This window comes from Streptomyces sp. NPDC001514, from assembly GCF_053597075.1.
The window spans coordinates 209,171-227,155 of sequence record NZ_JBSFHO010000006.1; the positions used below are offsets into that span (position 1 = coordinate 209,171).

A 17,985-nucleotide genomic window follows, 5' to 3' on the forward strand; every position below is an offset into this window, starting at 1 on the left:
TTCCGCTTTCCCGCACAGTTGCCACCCCCTGAAGAGGACTCCCATGAAATATCGCGTCATTGGCAGCGACCCGAACACGCGCCGCGAGGTGAGTGTCCTGAGCCTCGGTTCGATGCTCTTCGGAACGGTGACCGACGAAGCGACGTCCTTCGCCATTCTCGACCGCTTCGTCGAGGCGGGCGGCACCTTCATCGACACGTCCAACAACTATGCCTTCTGGGTCAACGGCACACAGGGCGGTGAAAGCGAGGAACTCCTCGGCCGCTGGATCCGCAGCCGCGGCATCGGCGACGACATCACGATCGCCACCAAGCTCGGCGCCCGGCCGAACACCCCCACGAATGGATTCAGCCTCGACGTGGAGGGACTTTCGGCCAAAGCCATCCGCGAGTCCGCGGAGCGCAGCCGCGACCGACTCGGGATCGAGCGGATCCACCTTCTCTACGCACACATCATGGACGAGAAGACCCCGCTGGAGGAGACCGTCGAAGCCTTCGGCGACGTCGTGAACGACGGCATCGCAGGACTGCTCGGCGCGAGCAACCACTGGGCGTGGCGCATCGAGCGCGCCCGCACCCTGGCAGCGGCGGCAGGCCTGCCCGGCTACGAGGTCCTGCAGCACCACCACAGCTACCTGCGCCAGCGCACCGACGTCCCCAGCCTCCGCTCTCCCGACGGCAACCAGGGCCTGGTCAGCGGGGACCTGCTCAGCTACGTGCGGGCCACTCCCTCGCTCACCCAGGTCGCCTACTCCCCGCTGCTCTCCGGCGCGTACGTCCGCGACGACAAGCCGCTGGGCCCCGGCTTCGAGCACGCGGGCACGGCCACCCGCCTCGCGGCGGTCCGCGAGGTGGCCGAGGAGACCGGCGCGACCGTCAACCAGGTGGTCCTGTCGTGGCTGATGGGAGGCGACATCCCGATCCTCCCGCTCGTCGGCGCCTCCTCAGTCGCGCAGCTGGAGGAGAGCCTCGCCGCGGTCGATCTCGAACTGACCGCGGAGCAGCGGACGAAGCTCGACTCGGCGACCTGACCCGAGGGCCTCCCGCGAACGGGCTGAAGAGGCCGACGGGATACGACGAGACGCCGACGACCGGCTCCGGTACGTACCGGAACCGGTCATCGGCGCATGATCAGCTGTTCGTCGCGGCCTCAGCCGCTGCGCGTTCCGCCGCGCTGACCTCGATGCAGAACTCGTTGCCGGCCGGATCCGCGAGGACGACCCAGCCCCTTCCGTTCGGGCCGCGTCGGTCGTCGACGACGGTCGCGCCGAGCGCCGCCACGCGCTCCACTTCCTCGTCCCGCGGCCGGTCCGGCTGCAGATCGAGGTGCACCCGGTTCTTGAGGGTCTTCTTCTCGGGCACCCGCAGGAACAGCAGGGTCGGCTGACCGGCGGGCACCTCCAGGGCCACCTCGTCGTCGCCCGGTTCGTCCTGTGGATGGACCGGATGACCGAGCACCTGGCTCCAGAACTCGGCCAGCTCGTACGGCTCGTGCGGGGCGGCGCAGTCGAAGGTGATGTGCCGGACGATGGAAGTCACTCGATCTCCTCGTGGGTCATCCTGCCAACGTCCCCGAACGGTACGGGAGGTTCGGCGCCGTTCGGGGACGAAGCAGTCCCTTCAGCAGAGCACGTTGAGCGCGCCGGGCTGCACCCTCGCGGTCACCGGCAGCGTGGCGTCGACCTCGCCGTCCGCGCCGTAGGGGACGGGCCGGTCGGCTTCGATGCGGATCTCCTTGCCGTGCAGGATCTCCACCTCCGGGCGCTTGAGGTGCGCGCCCGTCTTGAGTTCGTTCATCATCGTGAAGAACAGCCGCTTCGGCGCGTGCTGGATGACGACGACGTCCAGCAGCCCGTCGTCGAGACTGGCACCAGGCGCGATGTTGCGGCCGAAGCCGTAGAAGCCGGAGTTGGCCGCCACCACGGTGTATCCGCGCCGCTCGTGCAGCACCCCGTCGATCGTGATGCGGTAGTTCGCGGGGCGCCAGGTCACCACGGCCCGCAGGCCGCCCGCGTAGTACGAGGCGGCGCCGCGCAGCAGCCGGGAGGTGTTGGCGTGCCGGTTGGCCACCGCGTCGACGCCCGCGTAGACACTGCCCAGCACGGACACCCCGGAGTGGACGGCGGACTCGACCTGGATGGTGTCGACCGGCCGCGGTGAGCCGTTCAGCAGCAGCTCCGCCAGGGCCGGAGCGTCGGTGGGAAGCCCCAGCGCCCGGGCGAAGTCGTTGCCGCGGCCCGCCGGGACGAGGCCGAGGACGGCGTCCGTCCCGCTGAGCGCGCCGCCGACGCAGCCGGCTATCCCGTCGCCGCCGACGGCGAGCACGACGTGCCCCTGTTCGCCGGCCTGCCGGGCGATCTGGCCCGCGTGCTCCAGGCTGCGGCTGTACTGGGTGTCGAGCCGGGCCCCGGCCTCCCTCAGCAGACGGGCCAGCGGAAGCAGGCCCGCCGTACCGCTGGATCCGCCTGCGGCGGGGTTGACGACCGCGGTGAACTGTCGCATGGAATGCGCCTCCGGAAGGCAGGGGGGCCGCTCAGCGGACGGGGATGAGGACGCCGGGGTTGAGGATCCCGGCCGGATCGATTTCGGCCTTGACGGCCTGCAGGATACGGACACCGACCGGGCCGATCTCCTGGACGTACCAGTCCCGGTGGTCGGTCCCGACGCCGTGATGATGGCTGATGGTCCCCCCGGCCGCCAGGATCGCGTCATTGGCGGCCCGCTTCACGGGCGCCCAGTGGGCGACCGGGTCCTCGCCCTGCGCCGAGACGACCGTGAAGTACAGCGACGCGCCGTTCTCGTACACATGGGAGATGTGGCACATGACCAGGGGCGGGGTGCCCGCCTGCGTCAACGTGGAGGTCAGCGCCTGGCGCACGGCGTCGTACAGCCCCGGGAGGGCGGACCAGAAGGCAGCGGTCTCCAGGGTCTCGGCAAACGCGCCGGCATCCAGCAGTGCGTCCCGCAGATACGGGGCGTTGTAGCGGCCGTGGGCCCAGCGCTCGCCCGGCTCCTCACCCACGTACTCGCCGCCGCACGCCAGCAGCACTTCGCGGGCGCGGGCGCGCCGGTCCGCGGTGTCCTCGGGCGTGCCCTCGTATCCGGCGATGGCCATGCATCCGGCCGACTGGGGGGCGTCCGCGCTGCCGATCCTGTCCGGCTGGGCCAGACCGATGAACGTCTCCGTCTCGTCCGACAGCCGCAGCACGGTCGGCCGTGGGCCGTCCTGGGCGAGCTTGCGCAGCGCCGCTGCCCCCGCCTCGAAGGAGGCGAAACGCCAGCCTTCGTAGATCCGGGTCTCGGGCAGTGGCCGGATCCGTACGGTCACCGAGGTGATCACCCCGAGCGCGCCCTCGGAGCCGAGGATCAGCTGGCGCAGATCGGGACCGGCCGCCGAACGCGGCGCCCGGCCGACCTCCAGGGTGCCTTCGGGCGTGGCGACGCTCAGGCCGAGCACCATCTCGTCGAAGCGGCCGTAGCCCGCCGACGCCTGGCCGCTGGAGCGGGCCGCGGCGAAACCGCCGATCGAGGCCCATTCGTACGACTGCGGGAAGTGGCCCAGGGTGAAGCCCTGCTCGTTGAGCAGCGCCTCGGCGTGCGGCGCGCGCAGTCCGACCTGGAGGGTGGCGGTGCGGGAGACCTCGTCGAGGGCGAGCAGGCCGTCGAGGCGGCGCAGGTCCATGGCGATGAAGCGCCGGCCCTCGGGGGCCTCGGGGGCGAGGCCGCCGACGACAGAGGTGCCGCCGCCGAACGGCACGGCGGCCAGGCCGTGTTCGGCACAGGCCCGCAGGACGGCGAGCACCTCGTCGTGGCTGCCGGGGAGCACCACGGCCGCCGGGATGTCGTCGACCTCTCCGGCGCGGATGCGCAGCAGATCGGGGGTGGACTTGCCGCGGGTGTGGCGGATGCGGCTCTCGGCGTCGATGCGTACGTGCTCGCGATCGCCGACGCAGTCCACCAGGGCCTTCCACGTCTCGTCGCTGAGCGGGGAGTCGGGGACGGCGATTCCGTCGAGGGACGCCGGACCGGACTCGAGCGGGGTGACGCCGAGCAGGTCGCGCAGCAGACCGATCACCGTGTCGGGCAGCGGGGCCGCCTTGGCCGGGTCGCCCCAGCCGCTCCACAACATGTCCACGTGGGTTGTTCCTTCACCGTCGGTTTTCGCGGGGCGCCGTGCCGGGCGGCCTGCACTGGCATTACACTGTGACAGATGACGCCCATTCGTCACAACCACTCGGACACAGATGCCGTCCTCGACGCGGCACGCGACTGCGTCCTCGCCGTCGGCGTACGCCGGACCACCCTCACCGACGTGGCCCGGCGCGCCGGTGTGTCCCGGATGACGCTCTACCGCCGCTGGCCGGACGTACGGACCCTGGTCGGCGACCTCATGACCAGGGAATGGGTCGCGCTCGCCGTCGGCGCCATGCCCGCCCCCGACCCGGCCGCCCCCACCCGGACCCGCCTCGTCGAAGGACTGGTCGCCGGAGTCGCCGCCTTCCGCTCCCACCCGCTCTTCCACAAGATCCTCGACGTCGACCCCGAACTGCTCCTGCCGTACGTACTCGACCGCCGAGGCGCCAGCCAGGACGCACTCCTCGGACTCATCACCGGCGCCCTGACCGAGGGCCACGCCGACGGCTCCGTCCGAGTCGCCCACCTCGACCTCCAGGCCCGCTCCCTGCTCCTCGTCGTGCAGTCGTTCACGCTCTCGCTGCGCACGATGACCGAAGAGGCCGACCCCGAGCTCACCGACGCCGCCTTCCTCGAAGAGCTGCGGACCCTTCTGGAGAGGACCCTCACGCCATGAGCCGCCCGAGCAGCCCCGAGCCCACCTCTTCCTCTTCGCTGAACGCCGCACGCCGCACCCGGGACATCACCCGGCTCGCCGACGGCACACAGGTCGACGTCCTCGTCGTCGGCCTCGGCGCGACCGGCGCCGGAGCCGCCCTCGACGCCGCGTCACGCGGCCTGTCCGTGGCCGCGATCGACGCCCACGACCTCGCCTTCGGCACCTCCCGCTGGAGCTCCAAACTCATCCACGGCGGACTGCGCTACCTCGCCACCGGCCAGCTGGACGTCGCCCACGAAAGCGCCGTCGAACGCGGCATCCTCATGCAGCGCACCGCCCCCCATCTGGTGCGCGCCCAGCCGTTCGTCCTGCCGCTGACGCCCCTGGTCTCCCGTGCCCAGGCCGCACTGGCCTGGGCGGGCTTCCGGGCGGGCGACCTGCTGCGCGTCTCGGCCCGCACTTCGCGCGCCACCCTGCCGGCACCCCGCACCCTGTCCACGGTGGAAACCAGGCACCTCGCGCCCGCGCTCCGGCAGACCGGACTGCGCGGCGGGCTGCTCTCCTTCGACGGCCAACTCACCGACGACGCCCGCCTGGTCACCGCCATCGCCCGCACCGGCGCCGCGCAGGGCGCGCACATCCTCACCCGCGTCCGGGCCCTTGCCCTGAGCGGATCCGGCGCCAGGGTGCGCGACGAACTCACCGGCGAGGAGTTCGTCATCCGGGCCCGCAGCGTCATCAACGCGGCCGGCGTCTGGGCGGGCGGCCTCGTCGACGACGTCCGGCTGCGCCCCTCGCGCGGCACGCACCTGGTACTGCGCTCGGAGGACCTCGGCGCACTCTCGGCCGGCCTGCACATCCCGATCCCGGGGGAGTCCAACCGGTTCGTCCTGGTCCTGCCGCAGGGCGACGGCCGGGTGTACGTGGGCCTGACCGACGAACCGGTCGACGGCGACGTCCCGGACGTACCGGAGGTGCCCGAGAGCGACATCGGTTTCCTCCTCGACGTCCTCGGCTCCGCCCTCGACATCACCATCGGCCGCGACGACGTGATCGGAGCCTTCGCCGGTCTGCGCCCCCTCCTCGACACCTCCGGCACGGGGGACCCCGGCCGCACCGCCGACATCTCCCGCAAGCACGCGGTGCTGACCTCCCCCGACGGCGTCGTCACCGTCGTCGGCGGCAAACTCACCACCTACCGCCGCATGGCCCAGGACGCCGTCGACGCCGCCGTCACCGCCCGCGCCCTGGCCGCAGGAGCGTGCCGCACCGCCACCCTCCCCCTCGTCGGTGCCGCCGACCCCGCCACACTCGCCACCCTGGACGCGCCGCGACGCCTGATCGCCCGCTACGGCACCGAAGCCCCGGCCGTCCACGCCCTCGCCCAGGGCGCCCCGGCCCTGTCCCGCCCGATCGTCCCCGGCCATCCCGTCACCGGAGCCGAACTCCTCTGGTCCGTACGCCACGAGGGAGCCCTCGACGAATCCGACCTCCTCGACCGCCGCACCCGCATCGGCCTGGTCCCGCACGACCGCCGGACGGCCGAAGCGGCGGCCCGCGAAGCCCTCGCCGACGCCGACGGAGCGGCATGAGGCCGCGGCGACAGGGTGGGTGACGCAGCGTCGAGGGCGGGTGGGATGCGGTCGCGTTTCGTCGGTGTCCCGGAGCTGACAGGAGTCGCCGCGGCGAGCCCACCAGTGGCGGGTGCGCCGCGGCTACCGGGGCGCGCACCGCAGCGATGTCGAACAGACGTCGGTCGGCCTGCAGACTCTCAGACGGCGCCGTCGAGCGGCCAGGTCTGCATCGCCCGGTCCAGTCGGTCGTACGCGTCGTCGAACCAGGCGTCGGCCAGAGTGACAGTCACCGTCACGGACGTGAGCGACATGGAGCGATCAGTGACCGTGACCTCGGTGCGCTCCCCGTCCGGATCGAGCGCGACGAACAGCTCGGTCGCGCGCTCGCCCTCACGCCACGCGATGTCCTCCCCGCCGTCGAGCGCGTCGAGGGCCCGCTGCCAAGCTGCCAGGTCCTCGGAGAAGATCCACGTTGCGATGCTCCCGCTCACGAAAGCAGTGTCGACGAGGATCTCGCCGACCAGCGCGTCCGCCCCGTCGGGGCCATGGGCGGGCTGCATCCCTGTGATCCTCACGATCACGCTGCTGCCTTCGCCCTCGAGCCTGATCAGGTCGATCGGCCACTGAGACGTCATCGCTGCTCCCACTCCCCGGGTACACGTGTCCGGGACCCTAGCCGAGAGCGCTGACCCCCTCTGTCCTGAGGCACGGATGTGCACCCGGGTCCACCGGACCGACCGGCAACGGCGCCGTCCCCGAGCAGCTCCGCACGAGCAAGATCACGATCTTCAGGCGGCGTGTTCCGCACCCCAACCGGTGGCGGCCACCACCGCACGTGCAAGCTCCACGACAGTGTGCCCGTCGGTCGCGATCCGCACCGTGTCCGTGGGCGCCCGCTCGTCCAGGAGCCGGGCACTGCGGGTGCTGCCCCGTACCTCCTGGTCGAGCTCCGAGCCGAGCTCCCGGCCCGCCAGCAGTCGGCGGGCGGTGGCATCGGAGGCCGTGAGCAGCACCCGTACGATCCGGACGTCCGCCCCCATGGCGCGCTCGAACATGCCCGCCGCCTCGGGCAGCACGCTCACGGTGTTCGTGTAGATCAGGCGGCAGTAGCCGAGCCGGGCGAAGTTCGCCCAGACAGCTGTCAGGTTGCTCCCGGTGATCTCCGAGCGGAGAGGATCCCCCGCCGGCGCAGGATGCACCTGACCCAGGAAGTCCCCCTCGACGATCGCGTGCGCGACCGCCGCGGCGCGCAGCCGCGCCGAGACCTCCCATGCCACAGTCGTCTTGCCGACGCCGGCACGCCCTCCGATGAGCAACACTTCGGGACGATCCATGGGGGCAGGGTGTCAGCTCGCGTTCCCCTCACGCGATCCGATATCGGCCCCCCGCGACGGCCGCTGGGCGTCCTGGGCGACCTGCCTGGCGGTGGCGGGTCCGGTCAGTAGGGGCCGTTCACGTTGTCGATGGACCCGTAGCGGTGGGCGGCGTAGTTGCACGCGGCGGTGATGTTCGAGATTGGGTTGTAAATGTCCCAAGGTGTGCCATCGACGTGGTATGTCCGAAATGTGGGGTCAATGACCTGCATGAGGCCTTTTGAGGGAATACCCGCTTTTGCGTTGGAGTCCCAGAGATTGATGGCATACGGATCGCCGCTCGACTCGCGCATCAGATTACGGCGGATCCCCTCGTAACTCCCGGGAATTCCCTTTGCCTCCATCACCAGCAGCGCATGCTTGATCCATCCGTCAACACGCGTGCTGCTCGCGGGAGCTGCAGCCGCCGGGGTGGGGGCCAGGGCACTGGTCGCACCGAGCAGTACGGCAGCCGTGGCAGCGCCGCCGGCGATCCGCCGGACGACCTTGGAAGCTGTTTGCCTGGGGAGAATGGAAAGCCGCACGACGCCGCCCTTTCACATGATTCTGCGGATGATGATCCCGGAGTAATTGCGGTTCATCGGGGGAAACGGGAATATTCCGCTCCCTTAGGATCCGAGGCTCATGTGGTGCAGGCAAGACCCAATTCTGTGATTGCCGCCACAAGGGGACATTTTGATTGGCCGGTGCCGCGCGGCCTCATTTCCGGCACCGGGAACAGCCGCCCCGGGCCCCGGGCCCCCAGGCACTCCCCGGCGCACCCTCCCTGCACGTCCCGCGGCCCCCTCAGGGCGCCGGCCTGGGTCGCTGGCGGCAGCGCACCGGCCCTCCGCTCGTCGTGCGGCCCTGCACCGTCTTGCCGTGCGCGCCAACTGCGGGTCCTTCGCGAGCATTTCCGTCACGCACCCGGTGAACTGCCCAGGGTGGTCCGGCGGGTTGTATTGGAGGCCAGGATTGGCCGGCTGCGCTTTTCGTGCGGCACCCTCCGTGCCCATGGCGTGCGCGCATCGGATGCCCGGTGCGAGGCCGGACACAACTACTGAACTTGATTCGGTGATGTCGGGGATGTTTGCCTGACGCCGGCCTGTCGGCTGCGGTAGCTGTGGGGCTGTGAGGTACGCGCAGGGCGGCGGGCTGACCGACGCCGAGAGGGCCGCGCGGGAGCGGATCCGGCTGCAGGCCGTGGAACGCTTCGAGGGCGGGGAGAAGAACCGGGAGATCGCTGCCGCGCTGCGGGTGAGCGAGCGGTCGGTGGAGCGGTGGCGCCGGGCTTGGCGCGAGCGAGGCGAGGCCGGGATCCTGTCGAAGGGATCGCCCGGACGTCCCAGGCTCAGCTCGGTTCAGATTGCGAGACTGGAGCGGGAGTTGGAGCGTGGACCACTCGTCCACGGCTGGGCCGATCAGCGGTGGACGCTGGCGCGAGTCAAGACGCTGATCGGTCGACTGTTCCACGTTTCGTACACGGTGGAAGGCACGTGGCGGCTGCTGAAGCGGCACGGCTGGTCGTGGCAGCAGCCCACCCGCCGGGCGATCGAGCGCGACGATGCGGCGGTTGAGTTGTGGAAGAAGGAGGTCTGGCCACGGGTAAGAGCTGTGCGGCGGCGTGTAACGGCTGGATCGTCTTCGAGGATGAGGCCGGCCAGTCGATGACGCCGCCGCGCTCTCGAACCTGGGGACGGATCGGCCGAACCCCGGTCGTCCGGGTTCGCGGCCGGGGCTCCGGACGGGTGTCGATGGCGGGTAGACATGCAGCGTGACGGACGTACCTCCGCCGAGCGAGGTCGGCGCGGCGAAGGAGGCGGCCTCCGCCTCGTCCACGCCGGCGTCGCCCAGCATCAGGGCCGACCGTCCGATGGTGATTTCGGCGTGCAGAATCCCGCCGCCCGGAGCGTCGATCCTGAAGTCCTCACGGGCGCCGAACGCCCGCTGGTAGAAATCGGTCGCCGCGGCGGCGTCGTCGACCATGATGTGCGGGATCACTGCATAGCGGTAGCGGTCGGGGATCTCGATGTGGGCTGTGCGCTCGGTCACGGCGAACCTCCTTGCAAAGGCACCGCTGGTCGGTTCCTGCGGCTCTGGAAGGAACCTAAAAGCTCAAGTTCGGTTGAGGTCAAGCATCGATGTGGCCTTACAAGTCCTGCCTGCAGGGCACCTGCACGCCCTGCCCTGCCAATCGGAAGGCACAGCTCGCCAACTCGAGCGCTCATCCGCCACAGAAGCGTTGAGTCACATCAGGCATGAAGATCACGATCTACGGCTGGAGTACTACTCGACTTGATTGGGTGATGTCGGGTGGCGTGGGCCATCGGTCACCTGCGCCGGTGACCGCCGACCCACATGGGCTGGCCCTCGGTGTGCATACTGTGACCGGCAGAGGGGCCGTCGTCCGACCGAACGGCGATGGGTGGGGCCGATAGGCCACGGGCCGGGCCGGACGATCAAGGAGACCAGCGATGGATGTCAAGGAATGCTGGCGCCGCTACGGGCTTCGCCCCGTCGGCGCGGACCTCGACGAGATCCGTGCACTCCTCAGACAGCACACGGCGCGTGAGCGACGCGTCCAGGGCGCGGGCGACACTGAGCTGATGAGGCTCTGCTGCTTCCAGCTGTTCAACAGCGGCGACCTCGACGACGTGCTCCTGATCTGGAGTGCGAAGCAAGCCAGCTTCGACGCAGCGTGCTCGATCGACATCGAATTCCTGCTTGGGCACGGGCTCGACGCGACGAAGGCCCACCTCTCGGCCAACCGTGCACCTTCTGCGACGGCGGCACTGGATCGACTGCGCGAGCTCGAGGCAGACGGTGAATTCGAGGGCTTCTCAGTGGAGGAGCGCTCCGCCGTCTACGACCGGTACTACGGCGACTGACGAATCTGCAGCACCGGTCAGTCGTCCGTGATGAGGCCGGTGCCCGCAAGGCAGCTGTCGACGAAATCCGGGCGGTACTGGATCTGCTTGAGCCTGCGCTTCACGGCCCTGGTGATCTGGCCCAGGTCGGCTGCGGCGAGGTTGCCGATGTCGCGTTTGACCAGCGACCAGATGCCCTCCTGCGGGTTCAGGTCCGGCGCGTAGGTGGGGAGTTGGAACACGGTGAGCCAGGCGGCATTCGCGGCGATGAACTCCCGCATCCCGGCGGTCAGGTGGAGGCGGACGTTGTCCCAGACCAGCACGATCGGTCCGCCGAGCTGGATGCGGGCACGCACCAAGAGGTCGCGGAGGTCCCGCCAGCCGAAGCCCTTCGGCTCGCCCTTGCGCCCTCGGTACTCGCGGATGGCGTTCAAGGGCGTGCTCCCGGGCATCGGCGGGCTGATGCTGAGTGCCGTGTTCCTCCAGGCCCTGAAGGACATGTGGGACCCGCCCTACGGCAGCGGCAGCTCGGTCGCGGGCGTCGGCTCGGTCTTCGTCATCGCCGTGGGCCCGGCCTCGTGCTGATGCTGGTCATGCAGTGCCGCAGCCCGGCCCTCTTCCGGGGCGAGGTGCTGCACGCGTCCACGCCGGCTCTGGTGGCCGAGGACTGAACCGCTCCCTCCGGCGGGTGCCGGACGCCGCCCGCGGGGTCATCATGGGAGCGTGATGGAGCTGTTCCCACCGATGCCGCTGACGGAGTGGCGGGACACCAAAGAGACACTGCACCGCTTCGCACAGATCGTCGGCAAGATCCGCCTGGCGGCGAGCGCCCGGCGCAACCACTGGTGGAACGTCCCGTTCCATGTCACGGGGCGCGGCATCAGCACGCGTCCGATGGGTCAGGTCGACGGGAATCCGATCTTCACGATCGACTTCGACTTCGTCGACCACCGGCTCATCGTCTCGACGCTGGAGGGCGACGAGCGGTCCTTCCCGCTTCCGGGCCAGTCCGTCGCGTCCTTCCACGACGCGACCCTGGCCGCTCTGACCGCGCTGGGGGTCCGGGTGGACATCGCCATTCCCAGGCCCTTCGACCTCCCCGACGCCAGCCGGCCGTTCGCCGAGGACACCGAGCACGCGACCTACGATCCCGTGGCCGCCAACCGCTACTGGCGGGTCCTGAGCCAGGTGGCCTCCGTGCTGGAGGAGTTCGCGGCGGGCTACTCGGGAAAGAACAGCCCGGTGCACCACTTCTGGCACACCTTCGACATCGCCCACAGCCGGTTCTCCGGGCGACGGATCGACCAGCCCCGGCAGGCCGACCCCGTTACCCGTGAGGCGTACTCCTGTGAAGTGATCAGCTTCGGCTTCTGGTTCGGCGACGACACCTTCACCGAGCCCGCCTTCTACTCCTACACCGCCCCCGAGCCCGCCGGCCTGGCCGGGGAGCCGCTCAGCCCCGCGTCCGCGCGGTGGGTCGCGCGCGGCGACAGCCACCTGGCCGTGCTGCGCTACGACGCGGCCCGCGTCGAGGCCGATCCCCGTGCCGCCGTCCTCGCCTTTTACGAAAGCGCCTACCGGGCCGGGGCCGGACGCGCCGGATGGAACATCGCGGAGCTCGCGTGCCCCGGAGGCATCACGGACCCAGTCCGGCAGATCTGACTCCCGGACCGGAGAGTCCAACGATCGAGCGCGGTCAGTGGAGCTGCCGCTCCCAGTCCCCAGGGACCTTGTCCCCGGGGCCGGAGTGGGCTGCGAGGCCGGGTGCGCGGTCGGCAGGGCCAGCTCCGGCCGGTCGTAGTACTGGTCGGTCGCGATATTCCAGAACCAGCTCTCTCCCGGTTCGAAGCTGGTCAGGAAGGGGCGTCCCGCCTCGCGCGTCACGTTGTGGTCGTGGACCCCCAACTCAGGACCCGGCGCTGCTTACGCAGCTCGTAGTCGGCCTCGGTCTCATCGTCACGCACGGAACATGAGACGCCGGTGTGTGGCTTGCGAGTACCCGCTCAGCAACACCTGCCCCGCTTCTCATCCTCGCCGCCGGCCACCGATCCGGCAGGTCCGCTTTTCAGGCGCAGCCGCTGAGGGCGGCGAGTGTGGCCTACACGGGATGCTGATCGAGCGGGAGTCGGCGCGGAAGCATGGTCGCAGAGGCATCTGACATCTGATCTTGCGCCCTGCATCTACGGACGTGCTGCCCATCTGCTGTCCGTCGTTCTCGTGAACAGAGCCACCCGCAGGTGGAACCACCACCCCGGTCCGTCGCCCGCCATGCACTCCACGCAGCCTGCTCCGCTGGGAGTGGCGGTCGGATCGAGGCCTGGGGTCTGGTCGTGTGGCATGTGGGACGCCTCCCTGATGAGGCGCCGTCGTCACGTTTCGGTGCCGGTCCGCGCCAGGATGCCTTTGAGCAGCCCCGTGGCCTGGCCCACCTCGATGAGGTAGCCGTCCGGATCGCGCATATAGCAGCGCAGCTCGGCGCGGCGGTCGATGGGCGGGGTGAGGAACTCGGCCCCTTTGGCGCTCGACGTGGCGTAGAAGTCGTGGATGTCCGCCACCCGTACGTTCAGGAAGCTGGAGACGGTGTTGGGGTCCTCCGGTGTGCGCAGGACGACATCGGGTTTGTCGTCGGTGGGCCCGCCGCCTGGATTCATGATGATCCAGCTGTTGGCGACCTTGACGATGCAGGGGTTCTCGTCCAGCACCACCCTTCCACCCAGTACGTCGGCGTAGAACGCCCGCGAGCGAGGGACATCGCTGACCGTGAGGAAGTGCGTGAGCACCAGGCCCTCGGCCGGTGCAGGAAGGTCATCGGCTGTGGCGCCGGCAGACGTGACGTCGGACATATGTCGAGCGTATGGCGCGCATGGCCGTGCGGCATTCTCAGCCGGTGCGCCACTTCACCTGGGAAGTGCCTCCGGCTGGTACGGGAACAAGGACCTCGACAATCCTCATTATCGCTGGTCAGAGGGACTTTCTGCTGACGTGATCACTACTGGACACCGAGCCGCGTGAAAGCCCGAGGCTAGGAGCGTGGGTCGGTAATGGCCCAGCCGACGAGCGGTTGTGGATCGGCTGATGGCCGGTCGCGGCCGTTTGTTCGGGCCTGGTGCCGCAGTGGTGGGCTCGGTGGGCCGTTGTTCAGGGGGCTCCGGCCGGGCCGTCAGGCTCGGGCGGCGGCCAGCCCGGCGTTTCCGGCGTGCCGGAAGATCTTGCGGAGGTGGGATGCGTCCGCGCGGTGCGGCGCTGACCTGCTCGTCGTGGGTCAGACGACCGGTGGCCATGAACGTGTCGGTGCCGTGTTCTTCCTTGCGGTCGGCCGCGGCCGCGAGGTTCGCCTCGGAGCAGTACCCTGCGTCGACCAGCGCCTGCTTGGGATGGATACCGGTGTTCGCGGCGGACTGGTCGAGCATCATGGTGTAGTTCAGCACGTCCGAGGGGTTCGTCGTCACATCGGCGGCGGTGATGATCTGGTGCGCGCCGTCCACGACGGCCTGGGCGTTGTAGGCCTGGATGTAGGCCCCGTCGCTGTTCTTCATGATCCGGGAGTCCGGGTCGGTGAAGTTGGCCTGCGCCTTGTCCATCGGCCGCGCAACCTCGGCGGCCTTGTCTCCGGCGGCCTGCACGGCGTCGGGATTGTCGCCGGCACCGGACCGCCCCTGGCGTCGGCGTTCCTTGTCCTCGGCGTGGCGCCGAGCCCGCTCGGCGGCCTCGGCCTCGATCTGCGCGCGAGCGGCCTGCATCTTCGCCAGGCGCTTCTCCCGCCGGTCCAGCTCGCCGGGCAGATCGGTGTCCTTGCCACCGCGGCGAACTTCTCATCCTCGGCGGCGTCGACGGCGGCCGCGTCGGCCAGCAGCGCGGCCGCAGCCGCTTCGAGTTCTGCAATCTCCGCCTCGACGTGCTGCTCCTTGTCGACCAAGCGGGCGTAGCTCATCGCCTTGTGCTTTGAGGCATTGGCCTCAAGCTTCGTGCCGTCCAACGCCACCCTGCCCAACTTCACCATGCCCAGCCTCTGCGCCAGGTGCAGCGACTGGGTGAAGATCCCGGCCAGGGCGTCCAGGTGCCGGGCCCGGAACCTGGATATCGACCGGTAATCCGGGCCGGCCCCGGCGGCCAGGTAGCGGAACGCCACATCGTCCACGCACCTGCGCTCGATCGCCCGCGACGAGCGCACCCCGGTTGTGTAGCCGTAGATCAGCAGCCGGACCATCAGACGCGGGTCATACGGCGGGAACCCGCGCTTCTCGGTGTAGGCCGCCAGGATCGGGGCCAGGTCCAGGACCTCGTCGACCAACTCGGCGACGAACCGGGCCAGATGGTCCTGCGGCAACCACTCATCCAGCGACGCGGCAGCAACATCATCTGATCGGGGACGAACACACGGAACGTCTTCTTCACCGGCACCGTCGGCGCGGTCTGCGGCTCCACCACCGCCGCCGTATCCACCTCGAACAGGCCATCCCCACCAGACATACCAGGATTCTTCCATACGGAAGATCACGAACAGGAGGTGGCGTCGGGCTCAACTGCCTGATTGACCGCCAATGTCCGCGGCCAGCGCCGCGTAGATGTACTCGCTGCCCCAGCGATCCCCGTCGAGGTCGTTCTCGACCAGGTGCGCCTCCCGACGCATCCCGAGGCGCTCACAGACCCGCACAGACCCGGTGTTCTCCACATCCAGCCGTGCGTAGAGCCGGTGCACGCCCAGCCTGTCGAAGGCAAACCCGGCCAGCGCCACGGCCGCCTCGGTCGCATAGCCGTGCCCCTGGTGACGTGGGTCGAGAGTCCAGCCGATCTCGGCCTGGGCGGCGCGGGCATTGGCCAGGGTGAGCGTCACCTCGCCAAGGACGCCGGGCTCATCGCGTCGGCACACAGCAAGCGCCAGCTTGTCCCCGTCGGCGCACCAAACCGAGTGCGCCGCGCGCTCGGCCGCAACCTGCTCGCTGCGCTCCCGCGTGTGCGCCGGCCGGTACAAGTAGCGCGCCACGCTCGGCAGGCTCTGGTAGGCGTACAGGTCGTCGGCGTCGCCGGGAGTGAACAGACGCAGCGACAACCGGGGCGTGGTCATCGGCAGCAGCGAGGCGATGTCCATGCGGACCTCCGGGACGCGGATTTGGATCAAGATGCGGATTGTCGCATCACGACTGACGGGCAGCCACGCCTTTCAACAGCAGCGCCCGCTCGTAGTGGTCGACGTCCTCGAAGCCGACCGAATCGGCCTCGGCGCCGAAGAAGGAGGCCGTCCTCATCCACCAGGGCGAGTGCGTGAGCGCATCGTCCGCGTACTCCCGCTGGGATCCCGTCAGGTCCGTGGCGATCTCGCGCACGCCCGACGGGCTGAGTGCCAGCAGGCAGGTCTCCGTCGCGCTCCTGGCTCCCGTGGGTGCCTCTAGCATGCGGTCGGGCAACCGGCCGAACGCTCGGCGTCGTGGAGGTGTCTGCCGTACCAGGCGCAGGAGGTGCTCGCGGACATCGGAGCGCGGAGCTCGTACAGCCGGTCCGGACCGTGACGGAGTAGTCGCTGTAGTGGCCGAGCGCCCCGTCGCCCAGGGGCAGGGGCACGGCGTGGTCGGCGAAGCGGGTCACGTCGTCCCGGTCGGCATCCCGGTCGTCGCGGCGGCCGAACGGTTCGAGCCGTAGTTCGTCACCCACGGCATTCATGGGGGCGTCGTCGGCGGAGGTGCGGAGGACGAGTACGAAGAGACCGTCGGACGTGCCCGGCTCCGGCGTGCAGGACGCGACGTAGTCGGGTGAGTTCTGGCGTACAGCACTGCGCGGCTGGTGCCGGCGCGTGCGGCGACGGCCTCGTATGTCAGCTGTAAGTAGCAGACGGCATCGTCCCCGGCCGCTGCCCGCAGCGCCGCCTCCAGCTCGGCTCCTCGGCGGCGCTTGCGTGCGGGCGTCGGACGGGTCGGCTCCCGCGACGGCCCTTCCGCCGATCGATCTCGAGGCGTTTGCTCTAGTGCAACAACGGATTGCATCTAGTCCAATGCGTGGCTACGGTTACGTCCCATGCCCGCCAAGACACCGCTGCCCGTAACGCTCACGGGCCACCACGTACGTCTCGATCCGTTGACCATGGACCATCTCGGCGAGCTCTTCACCGCGGGCGGCCGGGACGACGAGGTCTGGCGCTGGCAGGGCGGGCCGACACCGCAGACGCGGGACGAGCTCGGAGCCACACTCAGGGCGCTGCTGGAAGCCTCCGAGCGCGGTGAACATGTTCCCTTCGCGGTCATCCACCGCGCGAGCGGCCAGGCCGTCGGCTGGACCACGTTCATGGACATCGACGCCGCCAACGAACGGCTGGAAATCGGCTGGACCTGGTACGGGCGCGCGTACTGGCGCACCGCGGTCAACACCGAGTCGAAGCTGCTCCTGCTCACCCACGCCTTCGAAGAACTGGGCATGGGGCGCGTGCAGTTGAAGACGGACCACCTGAACCACCGCTCGCAGGCGGCCATCGCCCGCCTCGGCGCGCACCGCGAAGGCGTGCTGCGACGTCACTTCCGGCGCCCGGACGGCACGTGGCGGGACACCGTGTATTTCTCCATCCTGGCCGAGGAATGGCCCGAAGCCAAGGCGCGCCTCAGCGCCCGGCTCTGAGTCCTCAACCCCGGACGCCACCTTCCGCGTCGCCTTTCACTGCGGTCTGTCACCCGCTGACCGGTCGTTCATGGGGAATTCCCACTGGCCGCAGTCACAGTGGGATTTGCTCCAGCGCGTCGGTGCCGGTGCACATGATGCGGGCCGTGGACCTGAGACCCGAACTGCTGATCCCGTCCGTGAGCCGGCAACCCCTCGATGAGTTGAGCGAGATCGATCGGAGCGCCGGCCTTTTGCCCGACCGTTCCGAGGGACGCTGGCGGGGCGGTCCGTGCGGCCGGTCGCGCTCCGAGCCATGAGGTCGAATCAGCCGACCCGCCGCCTGTTTTCCGGCGCGGGCGCGGGTGGTGTGGGGGCGGTGGGGATCGCACCCAACGCTCTGACTGCAGTTGCGTGAGTCGCCGGGCAGGAGGCGGTGTCGTGCCGGCCGCATGGCGATTCTCAGAGAGAGCCAGGGTGGCCTGTGGCGGCGAACCGCTCCACGGCATGCCGGAGCTGTTCGAGGAAGTCGCCCAGATCGACGGCTACGGCATAGAACTCATCGGTCCATGACGCGGTCCTGGACTTGTGGACCCGGCCGTCGCTCGCGAGGGCGATGAGACGGCCGCCTCCGTCGTTGCCGAAGACGATGCCGGACTCGCCCCCAGCGAGGGTTGCGTGGCCGTACTCGGCCAGGTGCTCGGTCACGGTGGCGGGGGAGTGGTTGACATCCTCCCCGCCCTAAAGGGCGAGGATTCCCGTCTGCCGGCCGGTGGGTACCGGCTGGGGCTTCGGGTGGGTTCCCCGTTCAGCGGGCCG

Annotated in this window: 16 protein-coding genes and 5 pseudogenes; 8 read left to right on the forward strand and 13 right to left on the reverse strand. The window is 69.8% G+C overall.

Features of this window, described 5'->3' with window-relative positions; translation table 11 throughout:
* The first annotated feature begins 43 nt into the window (after window positions 1-43).
* Window positions 44-1,030: an aldo/keto reductase gene (locus tag ACWCXB_RS09865; RefSeq protein WP_450720917.1), complete on the forward strand. Its 987-nt coding sequence runs from the start codon at window positions 44-46 to the stop codon at window positions 1,028-1,030.
* Between the two features lie 100 nt (window positions 1,031-1,130).
* On the opposite strand, the gene ACWCXB_RS09870 is transcribed toward ACWCXB_RS09865, so the two are convergent.
* The 3 genes from ACWCXB_RS09870 to ACWCXB_RS09880 form a co-directional block, all read right to left on the reverse strand.
* A complete protein-coding gene (locus ACWCXB_RS09870; protein ID WP_450720919.1) occupies window positions 1,131-1,538 on the reverse strand; it encodes a VOC family protein in 408 nt (135 codons plus the stop codon).
* Window positions 1,539-1,619: 81 nt separating this feature from the next.
* Window positions 1,620-2,501: a diacylglycerol/lipid kinase family protein gene (locus ACWCXB_RS09875; RefSeq protein WP_450720921.1), complete on the reverse strand. Its 882-nt coding sequence runs from the start codon at window positions 2,499-2,501 to the stop codon at window positions 1,620-1,622.
* A 31-nt stretch (window positions 2,502-2,532) separates the two neighbouring features.
* Window positions 2,533-4,134, reverse strand: a complete 1,602-nt coding sequence (locus ACWCXB_RS09880; RefSeq protein ID WP_450720923.1) for an FAD-binding oxidoreductase — start codon at window positions 4,132-4,134, stop codon at window positions 2,533-2,535.
* A gap of 75 nt (window positions 4,135-4,209) precedes the next feature.
* On the opposite strand from ACWCXB_RS09880, the gene ACWCXB_RS09885 reads away from it, so the two are divergent.
* Window positions 4,210-4,809 (forward strand): TetR/AcrR family transcriptional regulator, encoded by a 600-nt coding sequence (locus ACWCXB_RS09885; RefSeq protein ID WP_450720925.1) that lies wholly within the window; start codon window positions 4,210-4,212, stop codon window positions 4,807-4,809.
* A complete protein-coding gene (locus ACWCXB_RS09890) occupies window positions 4,806-6,383 on the forward strand; it encodes a glycerol-3-phosphate dehydrogenase/oxidase (RefSeq protein WP_450720927.1) in 1,578 nt (525 codons plus the stop codon). The genes ACWCXB_RS09885 and ACWCXB_RS09890 overlap by 4 nt, the downstream gene beginning before the upstream one ends.
* Window positions 6,384-6,562: 179 nt before the next feature.
* On the opposite strand, the gene ACWCXB_RS09895 is transcribed toward ACWCXB_RS09890, so the two are convergent.
* From ACWCXB_RS09895 to ACWCXB_RS09905, 3 genes are all read right to left on the reverse strand, one after another.
* On the reverse strand, window positions 6,563-7,000 hold the full coding sequence (locus tag ACWCXB_RS09895; RefSeq protein WP_450720929.1) for a DUF5959 family protein: 438 nt from the start codon (window positions 6,998-7,000) through the stop codon (window positions 6,563-6,565).
* Window positions 7,001-7,153: 153 nt separating this feature from the next.
* On the reverse strand, window positions 7,154-7,699 hold the full coding sequence (locus tag ACWCXB_RS09900) for a hypothetical protein (RefSeq protein ID WP_450720931.1): 546 nt from the start codon (window positions 7,697-7,699) through the stop codon (window positions 7,154-7,156).
* 104 nt (window positions 7,700-7,803) lie between these two features.
* Window positions 7,804-8,262: a transglycosylase SLT domain-containing protein gene (locus tag ACWCXB_RS09905; RefSeq protein WP_450720933.1), complete on the reverse strand. Its 459-nt coding sequence runs from the start codon at window positions 8,260-8,262 to the stop codon at window positions 7,804-7,806.
* Between the two features lie 586 nt (window positions 8,263-8,848).
* Between ACWCXB_RS09905 and ACWCXB_RS09910 the strand changes: the two are divergent.
* A pseudogene (locus ACWCXB_RS09910) lies at window positions 8,849-9,480 on the forward strand (IS630 family transposase); the annotation flags it as partial.
* Window positions 9,481-9,589: 109 nt separating this feature from the next.
* Here the strand turns inward: ACWCXB_RS09910 and ACWCXB_RS09915 are convergent.
* Window positions 9,590-9,703 (reverse strand): annotated as a pseudogene (locus ACWCXB_RS09915) (VOC family protein); the annotation flags it as partial.
* Between the two features lie 488 nt (window positions 9,704-10,191).
* On the opposite strand from ACWCXB_RS09915, the gene ACWCXB_RS09920 reads away from it, so the two are divergent.
* On the forward strand, window positions 10,192-10,605 hold the full coding sequence (locus ACWCXB_RS09920; protein ID WP_450720935.1) for a hypothetical protein: 414 nt from the start codon (window positions 10,192-10,194) through the stop codon (window positions 10,603-10,605).
* Window positions 10,606-10,622: 17 nt separating this feature from the next.
* Here the strand turns inward: ACWCXB_RS09920 and ACWCXB_RS09925 are convergent.
* Window positions 10,623-11,012, reverse strand: a pseudogene (locus ACWCXB_RS09925) (transposase); the annotation flags it as partial.
* Here ACWCXB_RS09925 and ACWCXB_RS09930 point away from each other — a divergent pair.
* Window positions 11,008-11,255, forward strand: a pseudogene (locus ACWCXB_RS09930) (amino acid transporter); the annotation flags it as partial. The pseudogenes ACWCXB_RS09925 and ACWCXB_RS09930 sit on opposite strands and share 5 nt — an antisense overlap.
* Window positions 11,256-11,310: 55 nt before the next feature.
* The gene (locus tag ACWCXB_RS09935) at window positions 11,311-12,246 is read left to right on the forward strand and encodes a DUF5996 family protein (protein WP_450720957.1); all 936 of its coding nucleotides are present in this window, start codon (window positions 11,311-11,313) and stop codon (window positions 12,244-12,246) included.
* 707 nt (window positions 12,247-12,953) lie between these two features.
* Here the strand turns inward: ACWCXB_RS09935 and ACWCXB_RS09940 are convergent.
* The 4 genes and pseudogenes from ACWCXB_RS09940 to ACWCXB_RS09955 form a co-directional block, all read right to left on the reverse strand.
* Window positions 12,954-13,427: a VOC family protein gene (locus ACWCXB_RS09940; protein ID WP_450720937.1), complete on the reverse strand. Its 474-nt coding sequence runs from the start codon at window positions 13,425-13,427 to the stop codon at window positions 12,954-12,956.
* Between the two features lie 312 nt (window positions 13,428-13,739).
* Window positions 13,740-14,979: pseudogene (locus ACWCXB_RS09945) on the reverse strand (IS1182 family transposase); the annotation flags it as partial.
* Window positions 14,980-15,103: 124 nt separating this feature from the next.
* Complete coding sequence (locus ACWCXB_RS09950; protein ID WP_365435250.1) at window positions 15,104-15,673, reverse strand: GNAT family N-acetyltransferase; 570 nt, start codon at window positions 15,671-15,673, stop codon at window positions 15,104-15,106.
* Window positions 15,674-15,719: 46 nt separating this feature from the next.
* Window positions 15,720-15,977 carry a hypothetical protein gene (locus ACWCXB_RS09955; protein ID WP_450720939.1) on the reverse strand — a complete coding sequence of 86 codons (258 nt, stop codon included), beginning with the start codon at window positions 15,975-15,977 and terminating at the stop codon, window positions 15,720-15,722.
* 616 nt (window positions 15,978-16,593) lie between these two features.
* On the opposite strand from ACWCXB_RS09955, the gene ACWCXB_RS09960 reads away from it, so the two are divergent.
* Window positions 16,594-17,187: a GNAT family N-acetyltransferase gene (locus tag ACWCXB_RS09960; RefSeq protein ID WP_450720941.1), complete on the forward strand. Its 594-nt coding sequence runs from the start codon at window positions 16,594-16,596 to the stop codon at window positions 17,185-17,187.
* A gap of 441 nt (window positions 17,188-17,628) precedes the next feature.
* Here ACWCXB_RS09960 and ACWCXB_RS09965 read toward each other — a convergent pair whose 3' ends face one another.
* Complete coding sequence (locus ACWCXB_RS09965) at window positions 17,629-17,874, reverse strand: hypothetical protein (protein ID WP_450720943.1); 246 nt, start codon at window positions 17,872-17,874, stop codon at window positions 17,629-17,631.
* Window positions 17,875-17,985: the final 111 nt, after the last annotated feature.